The following is a 25,010-nucleotide window of genomic DNA, read 5'->3' as shown; positions in this document are numbered from 1 at the left end:
ATTACTCCTTTAAGACTGCATTGATATAGATATTTGGGTCCGAAAGAGTTTCAGCAGCCTGCGAGATATAAGGATAGATCACTTCTGTCCCGACTCCCATAAATACAGACAGGGCAGTGAGCATCACCGGAGCAATGAGCAATGTCCTTACAGGAGCTTTATCTTCATTTTTGTAGGAGCGGGGATTTCCCCAGAATCCATTGATGAAGATTTTCATGACTGAGAACAGCACCAGGAGGCTTGATAAAAGGACGATTCCTGCACCCCAATAGCGGCCGGCTTCAAATCCTCCCTGGACGATCAGGAGCTTTCCAATGAAGCCGCTGAGCGGAGGAATCCCCGCAAGGGCAAGTGCCGCAATGAAATAGGTCCAGGCAAGCCCGGGGTACCTTTTGATCAGCCCGCTGATATGGCGGAGGTTGCTTGTCCCCGTAATGCTGATGATGATTCCGACAAGCAGGAAGAGCGCTGCTTTAATGATCATATCGTGAATGATATAAAAGAGCGACCCGGCCAGTGAATCCGGAGTCATTGCCGCAATCCCGAATACGATGACCCCCACGGCCACAACAATATTGTAAATGATGATTCTTTTGACGTCCCAGTATGCAACTGCCCCTATCACCCCGAGGATGATGGTCAGCACTGCGAGTATACTGAGAATTTCATGAGTATACCCCTGGTCATGATAAAAGAAGAGAGTATACGTCCGCATGATGGAGTAGACTCCTACCTTGGTCAGCAGGGCGCCGAAGACGGCCATGACCGGGATGGGCGGTGCATAGTAAGAGCCCGGAAGCCAAAAGTAAAGCGGGAATATGGCGCCCTTCAGTCCGAACACGATAAGGAACAGAACTGCGACCACCGTCAAAATGCCAGGCTGCCCGAACGCTGCGATTTTCACGGAAATATCGGCCATGTTCAGGGATCCTACAATAGAATATAAATAGCCTACTGCAATGACGAACAAGGCTGATGATATGACATTCACCAGAATATACTTGATGGATTCCCGAAGCTGGATCTTCGTCCCGCCGAGAACAATCAGGACATATGATGCCATGAGCATAACTTCGAAGAAAACAAACAGATTGAAAATATCCCCTGTAGTGAATGCCCCGTTGACGCCGACGATCAGAAACTGGAATACAGGGTAATAATAAAATTTCTCGCGGTCAATGCCAATGGATCTGAAAGAATAAATCAGGCAGGCCAGGGATATCAGGCTTGTTATCAAAACAAGCAGGGCAGAAGCCATATCAGACACCAGTGTGATTCCGTACGGCGCCTCCCAGCTGCCCAGATCGACTGTCTGAATGCCGTCATTGTGCACCTTCTGCACAAGCACGAAGGCAGCAGCAGCCGTAACCCCGGCAGATATCCCGGAAACCCAGCGCTGTGCAGGGACATTTTTAGCGAGAAAGATTAAAAGGATCGCTGTTGCCAGCGGGATTAGAATGGGAAGCATTAATAAGTTAGTCATTTCCTTCTTTTCCTCTCAATCTTTCCATATTATCTGTGCCAAGTTCCTGGTAGGCGCGGTAGGCCATAACCAGGAAGAAGGCTGTAACGCCAAAGCTGATAACGATGGCAGTAAGGATCAGGGCCTGAGGAATGGGATCGGCATATTTTTCAGCATGCTCCCCCAATAATGGCGGATTTCCCCTCTTCAAGCCCCCCATGGTAATCAATAGGAGATGGGCGCCATGGCTTAAAAGGCCTGTTCCAATAATGATTCTGAGCAAGCTTTTTGAAAGCATCAGATAAGTGGCAGACATAAACAGAATGCCAATGAGAACGGACATTAATATCTCCATTATTCATCCTCCCCTATTGTTTGAATAATGGTCATTGTAACTCCGACAACGACAAGGAATACACCGGTATCGAACAGTACTGCCGTGTGCAGGGAAGTTTTCCCGAGCAGCGGCAGATAGACATCATTAAAGGCGTGTGTCAGAAAAGGGACATTGAACAGCAGAGCGCCTGCCCCTGTTCCGACAGCAAACAAAAGCCCCGTAGCAATCATATATTTATAGTCGATCGGCAGAATATTTGCGACTGTCTTCATATCAAAAGCGAGCAGGAGCAGCACGATGGCACCGGATGTCATCAACCCGCCGACAAACCCGCCGCCCGGATAATAGTGGCCGGCAAAGAACAGATGGATTGAAAACAGGATGATGATGAACAGGGCGACCTTCGTCACTGTCTGCAGTATGATATCGTTCGTTTTCACCCTTCATTCCTCCTTGCCAGGCGGAGCTTGATCATCGCGAAGATGCCGAGGGCGGCAATCCCGAGAACGCATATTTCAAACATGGTATCAAAGCCCCTGAAGTCAACCAGTATCACGTTGACCATATTTTTTCCTGCTGCTTCTTTATAAGTATTTTCAACATAATAGCCTGCAATAGATTCAACAAGCTTATTACTGTGTGCAGAAAGGGCGATCAGCGTGACGATGGCGCCAACCCCGATCGATACTGCAAGATTGACTGCTTTAAAGCGGATTCTCTCTTCATTCCGCTTCAGCTTCGGCAGGTGATAGAAGCAAAGCAGGAATAGCGAGACAGACACAGTTTCAATGACAAGCTGCGTCAAAGCAAGGTCTGGCGCCCTGAATAACACAAAGAACAGAGCTACTGTATATCCGACTGCACCGAGCAGGATGATCGATGTCAGCCTTGACTTGGCAAACAGGATAGATATGGATGCAGCGGCAATGATCAGCGCCAGCAGCACTTCATAGAAGCCGATTGAAGACAGATCATTTGTGCTCAGCTTAAAGGCATTCTTCCAGACAAGCGTCGTGCCAAGCAGCAGAATAAAGAATGTAAAGATGTACACAAGATATGTCCGGATAAACCCGTTCATATAGGTTCTTGTCAGGTTTGATGAGAAGGTCTGCATGCCTTCTATTCCGCCATCATAAAAGCGGTTGAGTGCAAGCTTCTCCGGGAACAGATCATAAATCTGGCGCCATTTGTCCAGTGTAGTATAAAGCAGTACTCCGAAAGCAATGACCCCAAGCGTCATGAAAAGCTCTGGAGTGAAGCCGTGCCAGAATGAAATATGCACGTCAAACACAAGGCCAGGCATGATCACTCCAAGGGCTGGAGCGATAATGGTGCTTGACAGGATATTCGGGAAGAATCCGATGATAACGACCAGTGAAGCCAGGATGATCGGCGAAATAAGCATGCCGAAAGGAGCTTCATGCGGTTTTTTATCGAGCTTTTCAGGCTGGAACTTTCCTGTGAATGTCTTAAATACAAGCACCATGCTGTAAATGAACGTAAACACGCTTGCAATCCAGGCAAGCACTGGGAATAAAATACCCCATGTATCCAGATTGAAGATATCCACTTCAAGAATGTTGACCATTCCGGTAAAGAACATTTCCTTGCTGAGGAACCCATTAAATGGAGGCAGGCCGGCCATTGAAAAGGCTCCAATCATTGCAAGGGTAAAGGTAATCGGCATAAAGCTCATTAGTCCGCCGAGCTTGCGGATATCCCTGGTCCCGGTTTCATGGTCAACGATGCCGACCACCATAAAGAGGCTTCCTTTAAAGGTGGCATGGTTGATCAAATGAAACACTGCCGCAGTTGTAGCTATCGTATATAGGCTGTCTTCCACGGTATCGTAATGCAGGGCAGCTGCACCAACTCCGAGGAGGGACATGATCAGTCCGAGCTGGCTGATGGTTGAAAAAGCAAGAATCCCTTTGAGGTCTGTCTGCTTGACGGCAGAAAAGGAACCCCAGAACAGCGTAACGATCCCGAAGGATGCCACAAGCCACAGCCAGATGCCGGACTCTGCAAAGACCGGGCTCATCCTGGCTACTAAATAGATGCCTGCTTTTACCATTGTCGCAGAATGGAGGTATGCACTGACAGGCGTCGGCGCCTCCATTGCGTCAGGAAGCCAGATATGAAACGGGAATTGTGCCGATTTTGTAAAAGCGCCCAGCAGGAAACAAAGCAGAGCAGGGACAAAGTACGGCTTTTCCATGATTTCAGAGGCCATCGGGACGATTTCGGAAATAGAGAAAGTTCCTGTCATCAGATAAAGCAGGATGATCCCGCCCAGCATAGCCAGTCCGCCAAGTACCGTGATCATCATCGATTTCTGGGCGCCGTATCGGGACTTTTCCCTGTGGTACCAATAGCCGATCAGCAGGAAAGAAGAAAAGCTGGTCAGCTCCCAGAAAGCATACATGACTATCAGGTTATCGGATAGGACAACTCCCAGCATAGCCCCCATGAACAGGAGCAGATAAACATAAAAGGTGTTGAGCTTTTCTTTTTCCTTAGAAAGATAATAAATGGAATACAGCACCACTAATGCTCCGATGCCTGTGATTAAAAGGGCGAAAAGCAGCCCGAGGCCATCGACCCTGGCTGTAAAATCGATCCCGAAGGATGGAATCCAGGACAGGGTCCTGCTTACTGCCCCATTCGCTTTTGTTTCCGGCAGATAGCTGATGAAATAGCTGAAAAGCAGGATGGGCAGGGGCAATAGGAACCACCCGGTATGTATTTGCCTGAAATATTTATAGAAGAATGGTATAAATATGGCAAACAATAATGGCGACACAATCGCCAAATGCAGCAAAGACAACAATATGACCTCCTTTTTAATTGTAAGCGCACAGAATTGGTGCATGTGAGTCCTTGTCAGGAAGAAATTGATACATATCAAAGGCCTTTTCCCATTTGCGGCTGAAAGTATTCCAGGCTTGTGAAGAAAAGCTGTAAGCAGAGACGCGTATGTATACAATTATCTCCAATCTTTGTTATAAGATGCTCCGCACTTTATCTGCTCTAAGTTATGCCAGGGGAAAAAAATTCCTCCCGGAGACTGCCTCTGAACAAATTATAACCTAAATGGCACGGTCGTGCATTTGAGGAAACCTTATGCCGCAAGGATTCTCCCAACTTTATTAAATAGGTTGAAACAGGTTTGAAACCGGAAAAAATTTCGAAAAAAATCTGTATAAACTTAATAAAATGCATGCAAACTACGGGTAGGTGGTGGTTATGATGCATAAAAAAATACTCGCATCCATAATCCTCTTTGGGTTTTTGTTTGCCGGTGCATGGGTGCTGGAAGCAAAGGATAAAAGAGAATTTTTTTACTCTGATACAGAAGAAGAAATGGTAGAGGTTATGCCGGCTGAATCTGGCCAGGGCCCTGATAAGAGAAAGATAAAAGCATTTGAATCAAGGGAATATGTAAGGGTGGAAGCAGGAGTGGATGTTTTGCCCCATAAATAAAGAGAGGATGAAATAGTTCATCCTCTCTTAAGCCTGGCCGGCTGTCCCGGAGACTGACCTGCTTTTATTATGAAAAATCATGATCAGGACCGGTACTATGATAATGGCGGATAGCAGCAGCAGAAGCAGTGCAAGCGAGGCAGGTGTCAGCACTTTTGTGAAATCATGCATATATTCTTTGAAAAACTGTTCCACCCCGGAATTCCCCATCACATGTACAGAAGACAGGAATTCCTTCTTTTCAAGATCATAATAATACATTTCTCTTTTCTTAAAAAAGAAAATGGAATCGCGCTTTAATTCGAATTCAGTAAAAGCGACAGCGATCTTTGTGGAATATTCCTCAATCTTTTCCTCATTTTCCGGTGTGGCAGTGTCATCTGTCTGGATGATCTTTACCACGTCTCCATTCATTGTGATAAAGTCCTTGATTTCTGCTGAATCTTCATGATAATAGTGGACTGTACTTTGCATGTGATCTTCCAATGCCCCTTTGAATTCCTGCATCTCTTTTGGTGTGGACGCTGCCGGCCAATTCCAGGCAAACAGGAGGCAGGCTGTCAGCAAAGACGCGGGCAGGCAGATTCTCATTCTTTTCATTTTAAATCCCCCTTAATGTTAGCGCTTTCATTTTTTATTATCTTATTAAATGACTGCAGCTTTTAGAGCAGCTTTTTTGCCGGTTCCTTTTGTGCGGCCTGTACATCCGGCCAGACCAGCCGATAATGTTATTAGGGAATCTGTGACTAAGGGGGCTTCATATGAAAAATAAGTATTTGACCAGCTATTTCCCTTTAATGGCGATTTTGTTATTCAGTTTGTCTTTTTCGGCCATAGCGGAGAAGGAACTGCTGGGCTGGCTTTCGGGAATTGGTGTATATGAAGGCATGAAAGAGTTCTTTCCGGAGGCTGGCATAAAGCTTGCATTGCTCATCATCTGTATGGCCTGCTGCTTTATGATTTTTGCTGCCTTGAAGCTGATTGCAGACACCATCAACGGCCTTTCCCTGCTTTTCTTTTCGAAAGATGAAAGCGGAGAAGCAATCGCGAAAAGCCGGAGCGGATCAGTTATATATCTGGCCGGCGGTGCGCTGTCGCTTTTTAGCTTTTTCAGCTTTTACACTATGGCGGGAATTTTTCTTGCAGCGACTGTCATTTATTTCATTTACTTTGTCTATATCTCAGGCAGTTCCATCTCTCTGGCTGGACTGATCGGGATCATCTTCTTCCAGGTCATATCCTGGGCTTCTCTGCTTTCCATTCTTTTGTTTATAACATTGAAGCTATATAACAGCGTGATGGCTAGCCTTCCTGTATAGAGTACACAGCAAAAGCAGCAGAGTGCTTAATGCATCTCTGCTGCTTTATTTTAAGATAGCCTTCCAGATTAATAAGTGCGGAGCGAGCTTTTCGTATGATTCCATGCTTTCCGGCTGATCTTTGCCGACCCAAACTGCTGCCGTATATTCATCAGTGAGCCCCGCAAACCAATAATCTTTATAATCATTGGTGGTTCCTGTCTTGCCTCCTGTATAACCTCCTGGAAAATAGGCTTTCCTGCCGGTTCCAGATGAGATTGTTTCCTGCAGCAGCAGTCTCATCTTATCTATAGTTTCTTTGCTCCAGATTCTCACTGGCTGCTCTTCCCATGCATACAGCAGTTTGCCGTTTTTATCTGTGATCTTTTGGATGGCTCTTGGCGGCTGATAAAAGCCCTCATTGGCAAAAACGGTATACGCCCCTGCGAGTTCAAGGGGGGACACCCCCCTGCTGAATCCGCCGATTGCAGCAGCAAGGGACTGGTCTGCTTCCCCTACTTCACTGAATCCGAATTTATCCAGATCCTTGAAGCCTTCATCTATTCCTATCATGCTCAGCAGCCTGACCGCAGGAGTATTATAGGAGTGGATAAAGGCTTGTTCCAGGCTCACCTTTCCATAATTTTTACCGCTGTAATTATGGGGGCAATAGCCGCTGATGCAGAGTGGGCCGGCATCCACCTTGGAATTTACTGCTGTGTGTGTCCTTTCCAGATAAGGGGCATACACAAGCAGAGGCTTGATGGCAGAGCCTGGCTGCCTGAAGGCCTGGTACCCTCTGTTGAAGTCATATTTCCTATAATCCCGCCCGCCTGTAAGGGCAGCCAGCCCTCGGGTGCTGCTTTTGACGACTGCGGCAGCTGCTTCTGCCTCCTGATCAGGCAGATGGGCAGCAGCTGCATCCACAGCTTTTTGCTGCAGGGAAGGATCCAGTGAAGTGTGAATGATCACCCCGGATTGGAGGACCTGCTCCACTTTGCTATCCAGCTCTTCCTCTGAATCAGAGGGGATGCCTTCACTGATCCTGATCAATTCTTTCAGTTCAGCCTCGGCATAGGTTGTGTAATCCGGAAAAAGATCGACCCGGTCTGAAAGTGTGAAGGCAATCCTTTCGCCTTTAAGAGCCTTTGCCTCTTCGGGGGATATCTCTTCTTTCTCAGCAAGAACATCAATCAGCAGCTCCTGCCTTTTCTTCGTCCTGTCAAAGTGTTTGGACGGGTTATACAAGGCAGGATTGTTCGGGATGGCAGCCAAAAAAGCCAGCTGGGCATTGGTAAGATTCACGGCGGACGTTTGAAAATAAACCTGTGAAGCTGCCTCGATTCCGTATGCCCCATTTTGGAAATAGATGCTGTTTAAATAATAGGATAATATTTCTTCTTTGGAATACGTCCTCTCCATTTGGTAGGCATACAGCAGCTCTGTCAGCTTGCGGTTATATGTCTGCTCATGGGTCAGGTACAGGTTCCTGGCCAGCTGCTGTGTAATCGTGCTCCCGCCTTCCTCAATTGTGCCGTTATCTGCATTTGCAGCCAAGGCTCTGCCAATCGCAGCCAGATCGAATCCTTTATGCTCATAAAACCGCTCATCTTCCGAAGCAATCATCAGCTTCTTCAAAAATTCGGGAATATCTTCAGCAGCAAGCGGAATGCGGTTATAGGGAGTAAAGATTTCAGAAATCACACGGCCATCCTGATCAGTCATCAGGCTGGTCTGTGGAAATGATGCTGCATTAGTCACTTCAATCCTGCTGTCCAAAAAGCGGGGAAGGCTTTCCAGGCGGCTGGCCTCATCGGCCGCTTTATACACAGACAGCACAAAGAAAGGCAGGATGAAGGCGATTGTCAGATATCCCGTCAGTGTTTTCATGCCGGCTTCTCCGTTTCTTATGTAAGATATGCTATTCATGCCAGTTTCATAAATGGTGATATAGGTATTATCGGCATCATTCATTTTTTTGTGAGAATGATAAAATATAAAAGCAAGAAAGTTATTTGCGGAATAGTTAAAATACTTTTCTTTGATGATATAATAAATGGTAAATGATGTAATATAAATCAGGGAGGAGGGATGGTGATGAAAGACGGCAATCACTGCTTATTTATTGATTTTGAATTCACCATGCCAGAAAGAAACGAAAAGTTCAAAGGATTTTCTCCGGAGATCATCGAGGCAGGCGCCGTTTCTGTACTAAATGGGGCAATACTGGAGCAGTTCTCCTCTTTTGTGGCTCCCATCCATTTTCCGGAACTGTCTGAAAGATGCAAGTCTTTTTTACATATCAGCCAGGAGCAGGTGGATAAGGGGATTTCATTTGCGGACCTGATCTGCAGACTTGAGCAGATGGGCGGCAATAATGCTGATGAAATTGTAACCTGGGGCAATATGGATATGAAGGTGCTCCGCCAGAACTGCAGCCAGGCCGGGACCGCTTTTCCGTTTAAGGGGAAGGAAGTTGATTTGTCGATGGAGTATAAACGTTTTTTTGGCGATCAAAACCAAACCGGCCTATGGAAAGCGGTGAAGGAATATGGAAAGGAAGGAACAGGCAGGCACCACCGGGCACTGGATGATGCCCTGACAACCTATAAAATCTATCAGCTTGTAGAAAAAGATAAAAAATATCTCCAAAACCACGAGCCCACGACCATTGGTGACAGGATTGACCTTTCCAAGCTTTTAAACCGCTTTGCATAAAAGCCAAACCCGCAGTTGGATTTGGCTTTTGCTGATTTTATTTGAAATAATCGGCTTCCAGCCGCTCCGCATTCTCGAGGGAGAGCTTCGCCCAATCAGAATCTTCCTCTAAGAGCCCGCTTTTCATTTTATCCAATGCAAGCTTAAGAGAAGCTTCATAGTCCGGGATGATTCCTTCATATGTCCTGACCATCTGCTTCGGAACATTTGTCTGCTCTCTGTATGCAAGCGCCCTCCGCTCATGAAACATCATGACATCTGTCTGCTTAGGATTATGAAGGTCCCCCTGCATCGGATGCTTTTCGACAGCAAGCACCCTGACAAGATAATGCTGAGGCCGTATATCCGTAATTTCCCCAATATATTTCCCTGTTTTATATATAGCCGTCACCTGAGCTCCCACCTGGAATTCACTCAAAGCTGTCCCCTCCTTTATAGCTTTTGTTCCCATTATGCCCGAATTTTTTTGAAAAACAAAGTGCAAAGCAAGAGGAAATCCAGTAATCTATAAGAAAAGCGGAAGGGGCCAGCTCCTGCAGATGGACAGAGGAAAAGCGGGGGCCCCATGCCTATCAGCAATAATAGAGGAGGACTGAATCATGAAAAAGAATTTCATATACCTTTTCCTTGCAGCAGTGATGATGCTTTTGGCTGCGTGCGGAACAAGCACTGATCAAAACAGCGGTGCCGGCAAGGAAGGTGGAGGGGCATCAGAAGGAACCCAAGGTGAACAGACCGAACAGGCCGCAGAGGAGAAGAGTGCTGAGGGAGGCTATCCGCAGCTTACAGCGGAAGTTGGGGAAAATGAACGCCTCGTGGAAATGGAGACATCAATGGGGACTATTAAGATCAAGCTTTTCCCTGATCATGCTCCAAAGGCTGTAGAGAATTTCATCACCCATAGTGAAGAGGGCTATTATGACGGACTTATCTTCCACAGGGTCATCAATGACTTTATGATCCAGGGAGGAGATCCGGACGGGACAGGCATGGGCGGAGAAAGCATCTACGGGCAGCCATTTGAGGATGAGTTCTCAGATAAGCTGTATAACCTCCGCGGTGCTTTGTCCATGGCGAACAGCGGCGCAAACACGAACGGCAGCCAATTTTTCATCGTCCAAAAGAGTACATCAGAAGCGGGCATGAAGGAACAGATGGAAAAAGCAGGATATCCAGAAGAAATCGTTGCAGCTTACGATAAGGGAGGGACCCCTTGGCTGGATTCCCGCCACACTGTCTTTGGCCAGGTGATCGAGGGAATGGAAATCGTCGATGAAATTGCAGCTGCCGAAACAGATGAATCTGACAGGCCGGTTGATGACATAAAAATCAAGGAGATAAAGGTCATTAAGTAGCCGCTTGGACAGGACAGGCCCAGCTGATATAATAAGGCTGACCACTGCTTTTAAGCAGAAAGGAAGAAAACAATGATCCAGGCTTATATTTTGTCTTTGTTCCTATATTTCCCGGAAGATAAATCGGAGTATATTCCGGCATCCATAACGTTTACAATATTCCTGATTGGAGCCATCATCGCCATGCGCCTGATCATCAGGGCTTCAAAGCGCGAGGAAAAAAAGGCTAAAGAGCTGGAAAATCAAATCATGAAGCAGGATAGCCTGCAAAAAAAGAACAGCTGACCTGAGCTGTTCTTTTTTGTGCCATTTAATTTAACTCAGGAAAAAGCTAGTTTCAGCCGCTTCAGTCCTTCCTCGAGAGTTTCACGCGGGCAGGCAATATTCATTCGGACAAACCCTTCGCCGCCTGGTCCGTATTTCGTGCCAGGCTCAAGCGCAATCCTGCCTTTTTCAATGAGAAGGGCATTAAGCTCTTTATCCGGCAGTGAGAGATTCCGGCAGTCAAGCCACATCAGGTATGTCGCTTCAAGATCCATAACCTTGACTGAAGGAAGCTCCCTTTCTATGAAGCTCCGGGCGATTTCGTAATTTTCCTGCAGATATGATAAGAGCTGATCCAGCCAGTCACGTCCATGCCGATAAGCAGCCTCCAGGGCGGTGATGCCAAAAATGTTCAAAGTGAAAAAGCCCTGCTGTGCCTGGACAGCCTTGAATTTCTCGCGAAGCTGCTCATTGGGTATGATGACGGCTGACGATTGCAGCCCGGCAATATTGAAAGTCTTGCTCGGTGCAATGCATGTAATGGAAATATCCCGGAATTCTGTGGAAAGAGATGCAATCGGAATATGAATGTGCGGCGAAAACACCAGATCTGAATGGATTTCATCTGAGAGAATCAGGCACCCGTATTTTGCGCATAATTCCCCGATTTTCAATAGCTCATCTTTTGTCCAAACCCGGCCGCCGGGGTTATGGGGATTGCAGAGCAAGAAAAGCTTAATGCCCTTTTTCAGCTCTTCCTCGAATCGTTGGAAGTCGATTTCATAGCGCTGTTCCACTAGTTCAAGCGGAGAGTTGACGGCCATGCGCCCATTTTTTTCAATCATCTCAAAGAAAGGCGTGTAAACAGGAGACTGGAGCATGATTTTATCTCCCGGACTTGTGACTGCCTGGATGGCAATGCTGATGGATGGGACCACTCCTGGGCTGTATAACACCCATGACCTGCCTATTTCCCAGCCGGATTGACTCTTCTGCCACAGCTGGACGGCTTCAGATGCAGAAGGGGGGACAAATGTGTAGCCGAAGACCTCGTGGCTGGCCCGTTTGCTTATTGCATTCTGTACTTCTTCAGGAGGTTCGAAGTCCATATCTGCCACCCACATAGGAAGCACATCCGAAGAACCAAATACATCTTTAGTCAGCTCCCACTTTACAGAAGCTGTTTCATATCTGTTGATTGCTTTATGAAAGTCATATTTTCTCATGATAACCTCCTGGATTGCAGTTCTCTGTCCTGATACTCTTATGATAAGATATGGTCAGGCAAAATTAAATCAAAAAGGTGGTTTTAAATGGAAGTCCAGGTTATGCACATGATGATGTACCAGGCTCTGGATCAATGGGATCCTTTCCGCTGCGGAGAAGGGAATTATGATACTGAGATAGCAGACGCAATCCACGCCGTCCATGATTTGGACAGCCCCGATAAACTCGCACGTAAAATCCAGGGCATATACGAATTTTCCTTCGAAAGCATCATCCCTTTGGAGCAGTGCAAAAAGATGGCTGAAACACTCCTTGTTATTAAAAACAGCGGGAGCTGCACTATATAAACCATATAAGTTGAAGAACGGCCGGCACCTGAAGGGTGTCCGGCCTGTTTTTATGGCTCTGTTAAAATTGAGCGGACCTTCCCGGACCTGAATGAATGGCAGGATGAAAAATAAGCGGAGAAATTCCCCCTATTTTCGAAAAAACGCTAAAAACAGCTCAAATAGACGGAGAAATTCCGGCTATCAACCCAAGAAACAGAAAAATGGGCAACTTCGCTCTGCTTAAGCGGAAAATTTCCGCTTATTTATCCTTACTCCTGCCATATTCAACAGCTTAACTGGAGAATCTCCGCTTATTTTAAGGCTTGCTGGTCACTACAGTATGGATAAGACTTCCTGTTTTATATATCTTTTAATCAAATTATAAAAGGGTGTATTTTTACTCCGATTACTGTCCAGCAGCTGTGACTGCCCCACAAGGTCACAAGCCAAACAAGGCAAAGAACGCGTTTACGGAAGGTTTGTCTTGAAGCCCAGGGGAAGCTGGTCATGCAGACGCTGCCACAACACGTGGCGTTCATTGGCCTGGATTCCTTAAAGGTGACAAAGGCTTTATTATGATTTGGCGCAAATAAATGCCTTCATATGGCTGTATACTTCTTCCGGCCGTTCTTCCGGTACAAGATGGCCGGTGTCTTTGAGGACGATGAGCCTTGAGTTTGGCAGGTCGCTGTCCAGCCTTTTTCCGATGGTGAGCGGAACAACCCTGTCATGCTCGCCCCATATAAGGAGGCAGGGAGTGTCGATCTCTTTCAATGCCTTTTGATCCAAGTCGCCTTCTCTGTGCCTGATCATCCGGGTCAAAGCCTTGAAGATATCATCCTCCATAAAAGGAGCCAAATAGCCGTACATCATTTCATCAGTGATCATGCTATGGTCATGGACAACCTGCCTTAAATTCTGGCGCACGCCAGAGCGCTGCAGATACAGCTTTACATACAAATGGAAGTAGGGGAGGTAGCTCGACAGGATCAGCGGCATCTTTGATTTAGGCAAATAGCTTGAGCTGCAGAGAAGGATGGCTTTTTTTATGAGATCGGGATATTGGCGGGCCACATTGAGCGATATCTGCCCTCCCATTGAATGGCCTGCAATTGTGACTTGTCCGAGACCCAGCTTTTCAAGAAATTGCATGACTGTCTGGGCGGTATTTTTGTAGGAATAATTATACTGATCCGATTTTCCGCTTTTTCCGAACGGGGGCAGATCAATGGAGATTACATGAAAATCTTCCTGCAGAAAAGGAATCAGCCTCCTGAAGCTGAAGGAGGAGGAAAGAAAGCCGTGCAGGAGGACGATGGTCTCCTTTGAGGGGGCCTGTCCGTATTGTTCATAATAAATTGTATTCCCGTTCACTTCAATTTCATCTGTCTTAAAGGCTTGCATATTACCCTCACTCCTATGAAAGATGGTATTGCCTGGGAGGCTTTATTCAAAGATAAGAAAGTAAATATATTTTCAGCTTCATCTGTCCAGCTGCTGCATCTGCACCCTCGAGGCCAGAAGAAGCTGGTCATGCAGACGCTGGCACAGGACAGGGCGTTCATAGTCTGCGTTCCTTTTGAAGCAAGGCGCTCGCGCTTTTCTGTTATATCATTCCCCTTTCATTGCCCTTCACACATCACTGGAAAAATTATTTTAGAAAAATAATAGAAAAGTGAGATTTATTATTCCGCTGATTTTGCTATAATGTAAATATTTTAAACGGGAATGGGAGGAAGGTCCATGAGACTGAGTGAGAAAGAGCTTGAAATTGTTGAAATACTGGAAAAAGACGCACGCACCCCGCTTGAGGATGTGGCGAAAATGGCCGCGATCTCTGTTGATGAGGCGGCAGCGCTGCTGGAAAAACTGGAGCAGTCCCGGGTGATTGTCCGATATACCTCTGCAGTTGACTGGGCCAGGATTGACGGCCATGAGGGCGTAACCGCTATGATTGATGTAAAGGTGACCCCCAAAAGGGGAGTCGGCTTTAACGAGGTCGCACAGCGGATATACCGGTATAAGGAGGTAAGCTCAGTTTACCTGATGTCCGGGGCCTACGACCTGTCTGTCATTGTGGAAGGGCGTTCCATGAATGAGGTTGCCCGGTTTGTATCAGAGAAGCTTTCGACCCTGGATTCAGTGCTGTCAACCACCACTCATTTTATTCTGAAAAAGTATAAGCATGATGGAACAATTTTTGACCAGGCAGACGAAGATAAAAGAATTGTGGTATCGCCGTGATGAAAACGAAAACTTATATATCCGCTAAGGTCGATCAGCTTAAGCCTTCAGGCATCAGGCGTTTCTTCGATCTGGCGGCAGGTATGGAAGGCGTCATTTCCCTTGGTGTAGGCGAGCCGGATTTCGTGACCCCCTGGTCAGTCAGGGAGGCAGCGATCCTGTCGCTGGAGCAGGGGTATACCTCCTACACTGCGAATGCCGGCCTGCTTGAACTAAGGCAGGAAATTGCCTCTTACATGGGGAAAAACTTCGGCGTCCAATATGAACCAGAATCTGAAATCATCGTCACAGTAGGGGCAAGCCAGGCAATCGATATCGCTTTAAGAGCCATCTTGGATCAAGGGGACGAAGTAATTGTGATCGAGCCTTGCTTCGTATCTTATGCTCCGCTTGTAAGCCTGGCGGGCGGGACTCCTGTTTCTGTCCAGACAAGAAAGGAGGACGATTTCAAAATCCTCCCTTCCCAGCTGGAACAGGCGATAACGCAGCGGACAAAAGCGATTCTTCTATGCTCTCCCAATAATCCTACCGGAACGATGCTGTCGGGCAAAGAACTGGAGGCCATAGCGGCTGTTGCTGAAAAGCATGATCTGCTCGTCCTGTCAGATGAAATCTATGCAGAGCTCGTCTATGATGAGGAATATACAAGCTTTGCCAGCATCAGCGGGATGAAGGAAAGGACTTTATTGATTTCAGGATTTTCGAAAGGCTTTGCCATGACGGGCTGGAGGCTTGGGTTTATTTGTGCGCCGAAGGAGATATCCCAGGCTATGCTGAAAATTCACCAGTACAGTATGATGTGTGCTCCGACCATGGCGCAGTTTGCCGCTCTGGAAGCGCTGAGGACAGGCAGGGGCGATGTGGAAAGCATGCAAAAAAGCTACCGGCGCCGCCGCAATTATTTTGTTCAGTCCCTCGAGGATGTCGGGCTGCCGTGCCATATTCCCGGCGGTGCTTTCTATGCCTTTCCTTCCATTGAAGGAACAGGATTAACTTCTGAGCAGTTTGCGGAACAGCTTCTGCTGGAGGAAAAGGTAGCCGTCGTTCCAGGGAATGTCTTTGGGGAGAGCGGGGAAGGGCATATCCGCTGTTCTTATGCATCATCCATGGAACAGCTGCAGGAAGCCGTAAAAAGAATCGGCCGATTCCTTGAAAACAGAAAATAAAAAAAGGGATACCCATCAGGATATCCACTTCAAAAAGGGGGGGAATACTAGAAAGCTTATGTTTTAAGCTTTTCCGGATTCCCCCTTTTGTATACATAGAAACTCAGAAAATATTTTAATTATGATCTCAATTAAGTTTATCTCGCTGCCTGGATCGCATCCATCATCCTTAAAAAATTTTCTTTTCCCATTTTCTTCGCATTTTTTAAAATCATTTTTGCATCGTGTATGCCTGTTTCTAAAAGGAGCTGCTCCAGTTCAGGATCCAGTCCTGTCTGGCAAGCTGTGAAACCATGCTCCAACAGCTCGGATGCCGGCACGTCCAGGATCGTTGAGATTTTTAAGATGGTCTGGGTGTCAGGCTGCTGGCAGCCGTTTTCGTATTTTTCGATAGTGCTTGTGCCTATTCTAAGCTTTACAGCCAATTCCTGCTGAGTCAGATTCAACCTTTCTCTATTCTGCTTAATAGCAAGACCGATTGCGGACATTTGCACCCACCCTTTCACAGAATGATCTTACACACTTATTTTACTGCGGAATCAGATAGATGAAATTTGAGATCCTTGTATTTTTTGTTACAGTTCGATAAATGTTATTAATAACAGCTTTAAGAAAAGGAGATGCGCCACTCAAGAGGGAGCAACCGTAATTGAGTGCTCTTAAGCCAGACTTCTGATAACTCCTGAAGTGCCAGTACCTGATGGCATATACAATGGTCATTTTCTCCAAAAGGATTGCTTTGATAAAAAGGATGATATATGATATAATTTTTAATTGCGTATAATCGACGAAAATAAATAGGTATTAGGAGTGTTCATATGTCAGAGAAAATCGAAGTAGGCAGCGTATTAACAGGAAAGGTTACTGGAATCCAGCCTTACGGCGCATTCGTTGCTCTTGATGAAAATACACAAGGTTTGGTTCACATTTCTGAAATTACTCACGGGTATGTAAAGGATGTTAACGAGCACCTGAAGGTTGGAGATGAAGTAAACGTAAAGGTTCTTTCAGTGGATGAAGCTGCAGGAAAGATCGGTTTATCTATCCGTGCAACTGAAGAAGCACCAGCTGAAGCTGCTGATGCAAAAGCAAGAAAGCCTCGCAAACCACGCCAGGCTGCAGCGATTCAGTACAATGATTCTGATTCTTCCCAGGGTTTCAACACGCTCAAGGATAAGCTTCAAGAGTGGATTGACCAGTCACAGCGCTAATCTGTTATACGAGAGAAGGCCGGGCATTTATGCCCGGCCTTCTCTCGTATAATCAAGCATGATTTCCGGGATGGACTAGGCCGTGTTTTTTAATCCGGTATTGCAGGTTCTGCCTGCTCATGCCAAGAATTTTTGCGGTCCTGGTGATATTGCCGTCCTGTTCGCGCCACACCTTGTTTATATAAGCTTTTTCCGCAGAAGCCACATAGTCAGATAGACTGGGCTGCGGCCCGGCCGGTTCTCCCAAGTTTCTTCCTGGGAAAGAATGAGAGGTCTCGGCTTTTTGCCTGAAATGATGGGGCAGGATTTCCGATGTTATCCTGGCATCATCCTCAGCCATGTTCATGGCCCCTTCAATCACATGCTCAAGCTCGCGGATATTACCCGGCCAATCGTACCGGAGAAACTGCTCTTCTGTCTCTTCATCCAGCCCAGGGACTTCCATGCCGAACCAGTCGTTATATTTCTGGATGAAAAAGGAGGAAAGCAGCAGAATATCCTCTTTCCGCTCCCTAAGCGGGGGGATAAAGAGGGAGACTGCGCTGAGCCTGTAATACAAATCCTTCCGGAGGCGCCCTTCTGCAATGGCATCGACAGGGTCTTCATTAATGGCGGCCACAACCCTTACATCTATCTCCCGATCTTTCGTGTCCCCGATCCTTCTGACTTTTTTCTCCTGCAGTACGCGCAGAAGCTTTGCCTGCAGGGGAGCGGGCATCGAATTGATTTCATCCAGAAGCAATGTCCCTCCTTCTGCCTGTTCAAAAAGTCCCGGACGATCCACCGCTCCTGTGAAGGCGCCTTTTTTTGTGCCAAAAAGGATGCTTTCAACCAGATTTTCCGGGAGGGCTGCGCAGTTTTGGGCAACAAACGGACCTGGTGAGCGCAGACTTCCGCTGTGTATACTCTGGGCGAATAATTCCTTCCCTGTTCCTGTCTCTCCGGCAATCAGGATAGGAGAGGTGGTCCTGACCGCCCTTTTTGCCGCTTCCACGACTTCAAGGATTGCTTTGCTGCTTCCTATGATGCTTTCAAATGTATAGCGGTCACTATTTTTCCTGGATAGGTTTTCTTTTACCAGCCTCTCGATCCGGCTGACATCCTTTGCGATTTCGATGGCTCCTAATGACTTGCCGGCTGCCAGGATGGGAATGGCATGATTAATGGCGGTTATCTCTTTTCCTTTGCTGTTAAAATAAGTCTGTTTGGCGGGCTGTGTCCCTTTCCCGTTCTGCAGCGCCAGCAAAAGTGTGCTGTCTTCCCGGCGGCTGAAGGGGAACACCTCAAGAAGGCTTCGTCCGATCACTGATTCCGGATCCATTCCTTCTATTTCAGCCATCTTGCGGTTATAGATGATGGTCCTGCCTTCATGGTCAATGGCATGGATTCCGGCATCCACATGTTCAAGGATCTGCTCAAGGATGATTTCTGTTAAATGGTGCTGTTCATTCTTCATATTGTTTGCAGCTCCCTTGTATTGTCTTTTTTTATTGTAAGGCTTTCCTGTCTTATGGAGCAAATAATTTTTGCGTTATTTACTTTCAATTGGATTACAGAGCAAAGGAATTTTGCTTTTGAGATAGGAAGGCCAGGATCTATCCTTTATTGGAAGCTGGCATATAACTTGCATATACAATAAGTGATTTCAGATGGATTTTTTCAGAAGAATCAGGCATCTTTTCTTTAAAGGGCGGGCTATTAACGTTACAATGAAAAAGACAATTTCTAAGTGTGAATGGAGGAAACATTATATGGCAAACAGCAGCCAGTTAATTCAGCAGACAGAAAAGTTTGGGGCAAATAATTATCATCCTCTTCCGATCGTCATCTCAGAAGCTGAGGGAGTCTGGGTGAAAAATCCTGAAGGTGAGCGGTATATGGATATGCTCAGCGCCTACTCGGCAGTCAATCAGGGTCACCGCCACCCTAAGATCATACAGGCTTTGAAGGATCAGGCCGACAGGGTCACCCTGACTTCCCGCGCTTTCCATAACGATCAGCTGGGTCCATGGTATGAAAAGGTCAGCAGGCTGACAGGCAAGGAAATGGTACTGCCGATGAACACCGGCGCCGAAGCGGTCGAAACAGCTGTGAAGGCGGCGCGCCGCTGGGCATATGACCGTAAAGGGGTGGCCGGGGACCAGGCAGAAATCATTGCCTGTATCGGGAACTTCCACGGCAGGACGATGACAGCCGTCTCTCTATCTTCTGAAGAAGAGTATAAGAGGGGCTTTGGTCCGATGCTGCCTGGCATCAAGCTTATTCCATATGGGGATCTGGAAGCATTGAAGAATGCTATCACTGAACGGACAGCAGCCTTCCTGATTGAACCCATCCAAGGGGAAGCCGGGATCGTCATCCCTGAAGACGGTTTCCTGAAGCAGGCTTCCGATCTGTGCCGCGCAAACAATGTTCTGTTCATCGCGGATGAAATCCAGGCTGGCCTGGCCCGTTCAGGTAAAATGTTCGCCTGTGAATGGGAGGGTGTTGAGCCGGACATGTATATTCTTGGCAAGGCGCTTGGAGGCGGTGTATTCCCGATTTCATGTGTGGCTGCCGATGAGGATGTTCTTGGCGTGTTCAATCCTGGCTCGCATGGTTCAACCTTTGGAGGCAATCCGATGGCCTGTGCAGTGTCAGTAGCCGCGCTGGATGTTCTGGTAGATGAAAATCTGGCGGAAAGATCCCGGAAGCTCGGGGATTATTTTATGTCCAAGCTTAAAGAAATCGAGAACCCGGTCATTAAAGAAGTGAGGGGCAGGGGCCTGTTTATCGGTGTAGAGCTGACGGAGCCTGCACGCAAATATTGCGAAGCCTTGAAAGAAGAGGGGCTGCTCTGCAAAGAGACACATGATACGGTCATCCGTTTTGCGCCGCCGCTGGTAATCAGTGAAGAAGATCTTGATTGGGCAATTGAAAAAATCAAAAAAGTATTGAGCTAAAAACACAAAAACTCCCCCGGCAGCGGGGGAGTTTTTCCATTAGAATCCTCAATGTATCCGGCGCCAGCCGAATTATGAACGATTTGTTTCAGGAGCACGTTCTACTTCTTCGCTTGGCTTGAATAAAAGGCCGAGGTTGATAAGACCTGCGATACCTACTAGTCCATACACAATGCGGGCAAGAGCAGAGTCTTGTCCGCCGAAAATTGCTGCAACAAGATCAAATTGGAAGAAGCCGACTAAACCCCAGTTGATAGCACCAATGATCGTTAAAACCAGTGCAATGCGTTGAATGGCACTCATGTTGTTTCCTCCTTTTGTTATTCTTTCTTTACTAATGTGATACAGTCATCCAGTAATTATTCATGCTCTAATGACTTTGTTTTTAGTGTTCCCAAGCTCTATATCAAAAAACGTACTTTTTGCATTACTAGGGCAAATAACAGATAATAATAACGAAGAAAAGGAGGATGCTTTCATGCAAAACTTTACATTTTCAAATCCGACGAAATTGATCTTCGGCAAAGATACGCTGAAGGAGCTGCAAAATGAGATTCCCCAATATGGAAAGAACGTACTGCTGGTATATGGGGGAGGGAGCATTAAACGAAGCGGCCTTTATGATAAAGTATTGGCTGAGCTGAAGGATATCGGTGCAGAAGTGTCCGAGCTTTCGGGAGTTGAACCGAATCCAAGGCTTTCAACGGTCCATAAAGGAGTGGAAATCTGCAAGGAAAAAGGCATTGGTTTCATCCTTGCTGTCGGCGGCGGAAGTGTGATCGACTGCACAAAGGCAATCGCGGCAGGGGCCAAATATGATGGAGATGCCTGGGATCTTGTCACTAAAAAGGCCTTCGCAAGTGAGGCGCTTCCTTTTGGGACTGTACTGACCCTTGCGGCAACCGGTTCAGAAATGAACGCTGGTTCTGTAATCACTAACTGGGAAACAAATGAAAAATATGGATGGGGAAGCCCTGTCACTTTTCCTAAGTTCTCTATTCTGGATCCGGTCAACACATTCACAGTTCCAAGAGACCAGACGATTTACGGCATTGTGGACATGATGTCACATGTGTTTGAGCATTATTTTCATCTGGAAGAAAACACATTGCTGCAGGACCGCATGTGTGAAGGACTCCTGCTAACAGTAATGGAAACAGCGCCTAAGCTCCTCGAAGATCTCGAGAATTATGAACACAGAGCAACCATCCTCTACAACGGAACAATGGCTCTCAATGGCATGCTGTCAATGGGCTACCGGGGAGACTGGGCAACCCATAATATAGAGCACGCGGTTTCAGCTGTTTATGATATCCCGCATGGCGGAGGCCTTGCCATCTTGTTCCCGAACTGGATGAAGCATAACTTGAGCGTGAAGCCTTCCAGATTCAAGCAGCTGGCAGTCCGTGTCTTCGGTGTAGATCCTGAAGGAAAGACAGATGAAGAAGCAGGGCTTGAAGGCATTGAAAAGCTGAGGGAATTCTGGAACAGCATCGGTGCTCCATCACGCCTGGCAGATTATGATATAGATGAAAGCGGCGTTGAAACGATGGCTGACAAAGCTATGGCCAACGGCGAGTTCGGAAACTTCAAAAAACTGAACCGAGAAGATGTCGTGAGTATCTATAAAGCCTCTTTATAAAATTCAAACCTGGTGCCTGGCACCGGGTTTTATTTTAGCTGAAAAACATCAGTTCCTGCTCCACTTTTTCCAGTTGGTTCCTGTGTAAAAAAAAACCGAAATTGGACACGCTTACATTATGACTAGTTTCTTGATTACTGTCACACCTTTCGTTAAAGTGAAAGAGAATAAAAATAATTGGAGGATCATTCATGACACATGTTCGTTTTGATTACTCAAAAGCACTAAGCTTCTTTGGTGAACACGAGATTACATATTTAAGGGATGCCGTTAAGGTTGCCCACCATTCCCTGCATGAAAAAACCGGGGCAGGGAGCGACTATCTTGGCTGGATCGATCTGCCTGCTGACTATGATAAAGAAGAATTTGCCCGCATCCAGAAAGCGGCTGAAAAAATCAAGAGCGACTCTGATGTGCTGCTCGTCATAGGCATCGGAGGCTCATATCTGGGTGCCCGTGCAGCCATAGAAATGCTGCAGCACAGCTTTTATAATGAACTTCCAAAGGAAAAGCGGACCACTCCGCAGGTGCTCTTCGTTGGAAATAATATCAGTTCAACTTACATGAAGGACGTTATGGACCTGCTCGATGGAAAAGACTTTTCAGTCAATGTTATTTCCAAGTCAGGAACGACGACAGAGCCGGCGATTGCCTTCCGTATTTTCCGCAGTCTGCTTGAAGAAAAGTATGGAAAAGAAGAAGCGCGCAAACGCATCTATGCTACAACAGATAAAGCGAGAGGCGCACTCAAAACATTGGCTAACGAAGAAGGCTATGAATCCTTCATCATCCCTGATGATGTCGGCGGCCGCTATTCAGTACTGACAGCAGTCGGCCTTCTGCCGATTGCGGCAAGCGGGGCGGATATCCAGGCTATGATGGAAGGTGCTGCAAAGGCCCGTGAGGAATACAGCAGCTCTGAAGTCGAAGAGAATGCTGCCTACCAGTATGCAGCTGTCCGCAATGCGCTTTACAATAAAGGAAAGACAATTGAAATGCTGATTAACTATGAGCCGGGGCTTCAGTATTTTGCGGAATGGTGGAAGCAGCTGTTTGGCGAGAGTGAAGGGAAAGACCAGAAAGGGATCTTCCCGGCATCAGCTAACTTCTCTACAGATCTGCATTCCCTTGGACAGTATGTGCAGGAAGGGCGCAGAGATATCTTTGAAACGATCATCAAGGTGGAAAAACCGCGCCACGAGCTGACAATTGAAGAAGCTGACAGCGATCTGGACGGCCTGAACTACCTTGCCGGCAAGACCGTAGACTTTGTTAACAACAAAGCCTTTGAAGGAACAATGCTTGCTCACACAGATGGCGGGGTTCCCAACCTGATCGTTACCATTCCTGAAATGGATGCCTATACATTCGGATATCTCGCTTACTTCTTTGAAAAGGCGTGCGCTATGAGCGGTTACCTTCTGGGGGTCAATCCTTTTGACCAGCCTGGAGTAGAGGCTTATAAAGTCAATATGTTCGCGCTGCTTGGAAAGCCGGGCTTCGAGGAGAAAAAAGCAGAGCTTGAAAAAAGGCTTAAATAGAGACAAAAACGAGAGTGCTGAAAATGTTCAGCACTCTTTTTTATTTTATTCACTGGCTGACTTCCTCAATAAGCCCTTCCTGCGAGAAAATATGATAGATAAAACCAGACCGGGGATACTAAAAAAAAGAAAAGAGGTGCTGGAAAATGATTGAATTACCATCCCGGGTGGAAGGGAAACACTTTGATCTGTATAAGCTTGAGCAGCTGCTTAAGCCGGCTGGCTATACGGTTGGAGGCGGCTGGGAGTATGACCATGGTGCTTTTGATTATAAAATAGATGATGAAGTGGGCTATCAATTCCTGCGCGTACCTTTCAGATCAATTGATGGCCAGCTTGATTCAAGAGGATGCACTGTGGAAATTGAGCGGCCATTCCTTCTCTCCCATAAATATCAGCGCGGGCTGGATGATCATGCTTATACATGGAACCATACCGCTTCTTTTAACCAATTCTCAGAGCCGGTGGACAAAGACGCCAGTTTCCCGGACAAATACGTGGATATCGGCCGCTCGCTTGTCCAGGAGCTGGAGTCGCTTTTGCTGGACGGCTGAACTAAATCAGGCAATGACGATCAGCTCGTCATCTGAATCAATGCTGAAAGGGTGGGGAGGATTCACAAAAGTTTCCTCTCCTCTTTTTATACCAAAAAGAAGCATGCCATCCTTCAGCAGCAGCGCACTTAAATCAGTAAAGGTCACTTCGTATTCAAATTCCTTGGCCGGCATGAGCCTCAGTCTTCTGCCGTTCAGGTGACCAAGCAGATCCAGGAAAGAAGTGACCATTTCCTGTGCTGAAATGCTGTGGATCATAACGGAGCTGGTCAGGATATTCGTCTGGATGATTTCATCCGCTCCTGCCCTTCTTGCGTTCGCAACCTGTTCAGATGTGAGGATTTCGACAATGCATGGAACGCCGGGATTCAATCCTTTTACGGCAAGGAGCGACAGAATTGAATTCATATCGGCCTGAAGTTCATCCCTGTTCTGGTCGGCTGTAATGATTACTTTGTTTGCTTTCCGGATATTTGCTTTCAGGAGCACCTGATCCTGATTTGACCGTCCCTGTATGAAATGAACTTCCCCCGGGGATGGATTGGATCGGAGCGTCTCATCAATAAGTGCAATAGAAACCCCTTTTTGCTCCTCCGCCAATGCCGTGATAAGTTCTCTTGAACGTTCATTCCAGCCGATAATGATTAGATGTTGTTCTCCTTTAAAATTCACTTTGCCCTCCAAATAATCATTTTGTCTTGTTACAGCAGCTGCAGCCAGAGTTACAAAATAGGTTGATAAAAAGCCTGCTCCGGTAAGAATTAAAATAATGCCAGTTACTTTCCCTGGTATGGTATGCGGCACATAATCCCCATAACCCACTGTGGAAGCTGTGATGACTGCCCACCATACCCCGTCAAACACCGTAGGAAAATTATGCGGCTCCAGGATGGAAATGATAAACCCGAAAGTCAGAATCACCATTAGTGCAATGAGAAGTATCCGTATAGCGAGCGGGAGCCTTATGAAGCTGGAATAAATGAAATGCGGCATGCTGTTCACTCCTTCTAAATGCAGACACCTACCAGTATGAACAAAGTCCCTTTTTCCAAAACATAATAAAAGGAATAGAACTTATACTCTCAATTGTGTTTACCAATGATTCTCTCTGTTATAAACCCACATGCATATAGAAAAATATTTTATTGCGGGCAAGGAATTACAGAAGAAATGGAGAAATAAATAGGGTGCTGGGATTCTCAGGGAAAGGGGAAATGGAGGATTATACATATCAGAT

At 46.6% G+C, this 25,010-nt stretch carries 27 protein-coding genes; 14 read left to right on the top strand and 13 right to left on the bottom strand.

Annotation, left to right across the window (positions count from 1 at the left end):
• Position 1: 1 nt before the first annotated feature.
• The 4 genes from N288_RS19300 to N288_RS19285 are packed head-to-tail and all read right to left on the bottom strand — an operon-like array spanning position 2 to position 4,626.
• Positions 2-1,483, bottom strand: a complete 1,482-nt coding sequence (locus N288_RS19300; protein ID WP_022544329.1) for a Na+/H+ antiporter subunit D — start codon at positions 1,481-1,483, stop codon at positions 2-4.
• Positions 1,476-1,817, bottom strand: coding sequence for a Na(+)/H(+) antiporter subunit C (locus N288_RS19295; RefSeq protein ID WP_009795424.1), 342 nt, complete (start codon positions 1,815-1,817; stop codon positions 1,476-1,478). The genes N288_RS19300 and N288_RS19295 overlap by 8 nt, the downstream gene beginning before the upstream one ends.
• Positions 1,817-2,239 carry a Na(+)/H(+) antiporter subunit B gene (locus N288_RS19290; protein WP_009795423.1) on the bottom strand — a complete coding sequence of 141 codons (423 nt, stop codon included), beginning with the start codon at positions 2,237-2,239 and terminating at the stop codon, positions 1,817-1,819. The genes N288_RS19295 and N288_RS19290 overlap by 1 nt, the downstream gene beginning before the upstream one ends.
• Positions 2,236-4,626, bottom strand: coding sequence for a Na+/H+ antiporter subunit A (locus tag N288_RS19285; protein ID WP_022544328.1), 2,391 nt, complete (start codon positions 4,624-4,626; stop codon positions 2,236-2,238). Before N288_RS19285 ends, N288_RS19290 begins: the two co-directional genes overlap by 4 nt.
• A gap of 419 nt (positions 4,627-5,045) precedes the next feature.
• Here N288_RS19285 and N288_RS19280 point away from each other — a divergent pair, with 419 nt between their 5' ends.
• Complete coding sequence (locus tag N288_RS19280; protein ID WP_009795421.1) at positions 5,046-5,282, top strand: hypothetical protein; 237 nt, start codon at positions 5,046-5,048, stop codon at positions 5,280-5,282.
• 27 nt (positions 5,283-5,309) lie between these two features.
• Here the strand turns inward: N288_RS19280 and N288_RS19275 are convergent, their stop codons facing one another.
• Complete coding sequence (locus N288_RS19275) at positions 5,310-5,882, bottom strand: hypothetical protein (RefSeq protein ID WP_009795420.1); 573 nt, start codon at positions 5,880-5,882, stop codon at positions 5,310-5,312.
• A 161-nt stretch (positions 5,883-6,043) separates the two neighbouring features.
• Between N288_RS19275 and N288_RS19270 the strand changes: the two genes are divergently transcribed.
• Complete coding sequence (locus N288_RS19270) at positions 6,044-6,601, top strand: YufK family protein (RefSeq protein ID WP_009795418.1); 558 nt, start codon at positions 6,044-6,046, stop codon at positions 6,599-6,601.
• A gap of 45 nt (positions 6,602-6,646) precedes the next feature.
• Here N288_RS19270 and N288_RS19265 read toward each other — a convergent pair whose 3' ends face one another.
• Positions 6,647-8,470 (bottom strand): transglycosylase domain-containing protein, encoded by a 1,824-nt coding sequence (locus N288_RS19265; RefSeq protein ID WP_035403276.1) that lies wholly within the window; start codon positions 8,468-8,470, stop codon positions 6,647-6,649.
• Positions 8,471-8,677: 207 nt separating this feature from the next.
• On the opposite strand from N288_RS19265, the gene kapD reads away from it, so the two are divergent.
• On the top strand, positions 8,678-9,298 hold the full coding sequence (kapD, locus tag N288_RS19260; protein ID WP_009795416.1) for a 3'-5' exonuclease KapD: 621 nt from the start codon (positions 8,678-8,680) through the stop codon (positions 9,296-9,298).
• Between the two features lie 37 nt (positions 9,299-9,335).
• Here the strand turns inward: kapD and N288_RS19255 are convergent, their stop codons facing one another.
• Complete coding sequence (locus tag N288_RS19255; RefSeq protein ID WP_022544326.1) at positions 9,336-9,716, bottom strand: kinase-associated lipoprotein B; 381 nt, start codon at positions 9,714-9,716, stop codon at positions 9,336-9,338.
• A gap of 181 nt (positions 9,717-9,897) precedes the next feature.
• Here N288_RS19255 and N288_RS19250 point away from each other — a divergent pair, with 181 nt between their 5' ends.
• Both N288_RS19250 and N288_RS19245 read left to right on the top strand, forming a co-directional pair.
• Entirely contained in the window at positions 9,898-10,653 is a 756-nt protein-coding gene (locus N288_RS19250) for a peptidylprolyl isomerase (protein WP_009795414.1), read from the top strand.
• Between the two features lie 72 nt (positions 10,654-10,725).
• Positions 10,726-10,938 carry a hypothetical protein gene (locus N288_RS19245; protein WP_009795413.1) on the top strand — a complete coding sequence of 71 codons (213 nt, stop codon included), beginning with the start codon at positions 10,726-10,728 and terminating at the stop codon, positions 10,936-10,938.
• A gap of 35 nt (positions 10,939-10,973) precedes the next feature.
• On the opposite strand, the gene N288_RS19240 is transcribed toward N288_RS19245, so the two are convergent.
• Positions 10,974-12,143, bottom strand: a complete 1,170-nt coding sequence (locus tag N288_RS19240; RefSeq protein ID WP_009795412.1) for a MalY/PatB family protein — start codon at positions 12,141-12,143, stop codon at positions 10,974-10,976.
• Between the two features lie 87 nt (positions 12,144-12,230).
• On the opposite strand from N288_RS19240, the gene N288_RS19235 reads away from it, so the two are divergent.
• Positions 12,231-12,491 (top strand): YugE family protein, encoded by a 261-nt coding sequence (locus tag N288_RS19235; RefSeq protein WP_009795411.1) that lies wholly within the window; start codon positions 12,231-12,233, stop codon positions 12,489-12,491.
• 555 nt (positions 12,492-13,046) lie between these two features.
• Here the strand turns inward: N288_RS19235 and N288_RS19230 are convergent.
• A complete protein-coding gene (locus N288_RS19230) occupies positions 13,047-13,877 on the bottom strand; it encodes an alpha/beta fold hydrolase (RefSeq protein ID WP_009795410.1) in 831 nt (276 codons plus the stop codon).
• Between the two features lie 339 nt (positions 13,878-14,216).
• Here N288_RS19230 and N288_RS19220 point away from each other — a divergent pair, with 339 nt between their 5' ends.
• Both N288_RS19220 and N288_RS19215 read left to right on the top strand, forming a co-directional pair.
• Entirely contained in the window at positions 14,217-14,717 is a 501-nt protein-coding gene (locus N288_RS19220) for an Lrp/AsnC family transcriptional regulator (protein WP_022544325.1), read from the top strand.
• Positions 14,714-15,883, top strand: coding sequence for an aminotransferase (locus N288_RS19215; RefSeq protein ID WP_035403246.1), 1,170 nt, complete (start codon positions 14,714-14,716; stop codon positions 15,881-15,883). Before N288_RS19220 ends, N288_RS19215 begins: the two co-directional genes overlap by 4 nt.
• A 137-nt stretch (positions 15,884-16,020) precedes the next feature.
• On the opposite strand, the gene N288_RS19210 is transcribed toward N288_RS19215, so the two are convergent.
• Positions 16,021-16,371 (bottom strand): helix-turn-helix domain-containing protein, encoded by a 351-nt coding sequence (locus N288_RS19210; RefSeq protein ID WP_009795406.1) that lies wholly within the window; start codon positions 16,369-16,371, stop codon positions 16,021-16,023.
• Positions 16,372-16,701: 330 nt separating this feature from the next.
• Between N288_RS19210 and yugI the strand changes: the two genes are divergently transcribed.
• Positions 16,702-17,094, top strand: a complete 393-nt coding sequence (yugI, locus tag N288_RS19205; RefSeq protein WP_009795405.1) for a S1 domain-containing post-transcriptional regulator GSP13 — start codon at positions 16,702-16,704, stop codon at positions 17,092-17,094.
• 52 nt (positions 17,095-17,146) lie between these two features.
• Here the strand turns inward: yugI and N288_RS19200 are convergent, their stop codons facing one another.
• Complete coding sequence (locus tag N288_RS19200; protein WP_022544324.1) at positions 17,147-18,550, bottom strand: sigma-54 interaction domain-containing protein; 1,404 nt, start codon at positions 18,548-18,550, stop codon at positions 17,147-17,149.
• A 295-nt stretch (positions 18,551-18,845) separates the two neighbouring features.
• On the opposite strand from N288_RS19200, the gene N288_RS19195 reads away from it, so the two are divergent.
• Positions 18,846-20,036 carry an ornithine--oxo-acid transaminase gene (locus N288_RS19195; RefSeq protein WP_009795403.1) on the top strand — a complete coding sequence of 397 codons (1,191 nt, stop codon included), beginning with the start codon at positions 18,846-18,848 and terminating at the stop codon, positions 20,034-20,036.
• A gap of 72 nt (positions 20,037-20,108) precedes the next feature.
• Here the strand turns inward: N288_RS19195 and N288_RS19190 are convergent, their stop codons facing one another.
• Positions 20,109-20,339: a DUF378 domain-containing protein gene (locus N288_RS19190; protein WP_009795402.1), complete on the bottom strand. Its 231-nt coding sequence runs from the start codon at positions 20,337-20,339 to the stop codon at positions 20,109-20,111.
• Between the two features lie 175 nt (positions 20,340-20,514).
• Between N288_RS19190 and N288_RS19185 the strand changes: the two genes are divergently transcribed.
• The 4 genes from N288_RS19185 (at position 20,515) to N288_RS19175 (ending at position 23,773) form a co-directional block, all read left to right on the top strand.
• A complete protein-coding gene (locus tag N288_RS19185; protein WP_022544323.1) occupies positions 20,515-21,678 on the top strand; it encodes an iron-containing alcohol dehydrogenase in 1,164 nt (387 codons plus the stop codon).
• 191 nt (positions 21,679-21,869) lie between these two features.
• Positions 21,870-23,219 carry a glucose-6-phosphate isomerase gene (locus N288_RS19180; protein ID WP_009795399.1) on the top strand — a complete coding sequence of 450 codons (1,350 nt, stop codon included), beginning with the start codon at positions 21,870-21,872 and terminating at the stop codon, positions 23,217-23,219.
• Positions 23,200-23,373 carry a hypothetical protein gene (locus N288_RS25240; protein WP_009795398.1) on the top strand — a complete coding sequence of 58 codons (174 nt, stop codon included), beginning with the start codon at positions 23,200-23,202 and terminating at the stop codon, positions 23,371-23,373. The genes N288_RS19180 and N288_RS25240 overlap by 20 nt, the downstream gene beginning before the upstream one ends.
• Positions 23,366-23,773: a YugN-like family protein gene (locus N288_RS19175; protein WP_009795397.1), complete on the top strand. Its 408-nt coding sequence runs from the start codon at positions 23,366-23,368 to the stop codon at positions 23,771-23,773. The genes N288_RS25240 and N288_RS19175 overlap by 8 nt, the downstream gene beginning before the upstream one ends.
• Before the next feature lie 6 nt (positions 23,774-23,779).
• On the opposite strand, the gene N288_RS19170 is transcribed toward N288_RS19175, so the two are convergent.
• Positions 23,780-24,766 (bottom strand): potassium channel family protein, encoded by a 987-nt coding sequence (locus N288_RS19170; protein ID WP_009795396.1) that lies wholly within the window; start codon positions 24,764-24,766, stop codon positions 23,780-23,782.
• Positions 24,767-25,010: the final 244 nt, after the last annotated feature.

Origin of the sequence: Bacillus infantis NRRL B-14911 (genome assembly GCF_000473245.1) — a bacterium.
In the GTDB taxonomy this organism is placed as follows: Bacteria; Bacillota; Bacilli; order Bacillales; family Cytobacillaceae; genus Bacillus_AB; species Bacillus_AB infantis.
This window is presented reverse-complemented; position numbering and strand designations above follow the sequence as displayed.

Coding starts and splice junctions, on each gene's coding strand:
- N288_RS19300 (WP_022544329.1), bottom strand. CDS start 1,483: ATGACTAACTTATTAATGCTTCCCATTCTAATCCCGCTGGCAACAGCG.
- N288_RS19295 (WP_009795424.1), bottom strand. CDS start 1,817: ATGGAGATATTAATGTCCGTTCTCATTGGCATTCTGTTTATGTCTGCC.
- N288_RS19280 (WP_009795421.1), top strand. CDS start 5,046: ATGATGCATAAAAAAATACTCGCATCCATAATCCTCTTTGGGTTTTTG.
- N288_RS19275 (WP_009795420.1), bottom strand. CDS start 5,882: ATGAAAAGAATGAGAATCTGCCTGCCCGCGTCTTTGCTGACAGCCTGC.
- N288_RS19270 (WP_009795418.1), top strand. CDS start 6,044: ATGAAAAATAAGTATTTGACCAGCTATTTCCCTTTAATGGCGATTTTG.
- N288_RS19265 (WP_035403276.1), bottom strand. CDS start 8,470: ATGAAAACACTGACGGGATATCTGACAATCGCCTTCATCCTGCCTTTC.
- kapD (WP_009795416.1), top strand. CDS start 8,678: ATGAAAGACGGCAATCACTGCTTATTTATTGATTTTGAATTCACCATG.
- N288_RS19250 (WP_009795414.1), top strand. CDS start 9,898: ATGAAAAAGAATTTCATATACCTTTTCCTTGCAGCAGTGATGATGCTT.
- N288_RS19245 (WP_009795413.1), top strand. CDS start 10,726: ATGATCCAGGCTTATATTTTGTCTTTGTTCCTATATTTCCCGGAAGAT.
- N288_RS19240 (WP_009795412.1), bottom strand. CDS start 12,143: ATGAGAAAATATGACTTTCATAAAGCAATCAACAGATATGAAACAGCT.
- N288_RS19235 (WP_009795411.1), top strand. CDS start 12,231: ATGGAAGTCCAGGTTATGCACATGATGATGTACCAGGCTCTGGATCAA.
- N288_RS19230 (WP_009795410.1), bottom strand. CDS start 13,877: ATGCAAGCCTTTAAGACAGATGAAATTGAAGTGAACGGGAATACAATT.
- N288_RS19220 (WP_022544325.1), top strand. CDS start 14,217: ATGAGACTGAGTGAGAAAGAGCTTGAAATTGTTGAAATACTGGAAAAA.
- N288_RS19210 (WP_009795406.1), bottom strand. CDS start 16,371: ATGTCCGCAATCGGTCTTGCTATTAAGCAGAATAGAGAAAGGTTGAAT.
- yugI (WP_009795405.1), top strand. CDS start 16,702: ATGTCAGAGAAAATCGAAGTAGGCAGCGTATTAACAGGAAAGGTTACT.
- N288_RS19200 (WP_022544324.1), bottom strand. CDS start 18,550: ATGAAGAATGAACAGCACCATTTAACAGAAATCATCCTTGAGCAGATC.
- N288_RS19195 (WP_009795403.1), top strand. CDS start 18,846: ATGGCAAACAGCAGCCAGTTAATTCAGCAGACAGAAAAGTTTGGGGCA.
- N288_RS19190 (WP_009795402.1), bottom strand. CDS start 20,339: ATGAGTGCCATTCAACGCATTGCACTGGTTTTAACGATCATTGGTGCT.
- N288_RS19185 (WP_022544323.1), top strand. CDS start 20,515: ATGCAAAACTTTACATTTTCAAATCCGACGAAATTGATCTTCGGCAAA.
- N288_RS19180 (WP_009795399.1), top strand. CDS start 21,870: ATGACACATGTTCGTTTTGATTACTCAAAAGCACTAAGCTTCTTTGGT.
- N288_RS19175 (WP_009795397.1), top strand. CDS start 23,366: ATGATTGAATTACCATCCCGGGTGGAAGGGAAACACTTTGATCTGTAT.
- N288_RS19170 (WP_009795396.1), bottom strand. CDS start 24,766: ATGCCGCATTTCATTTATTCCAGCTTCATAAGGCTCCCGCTCGCTATA.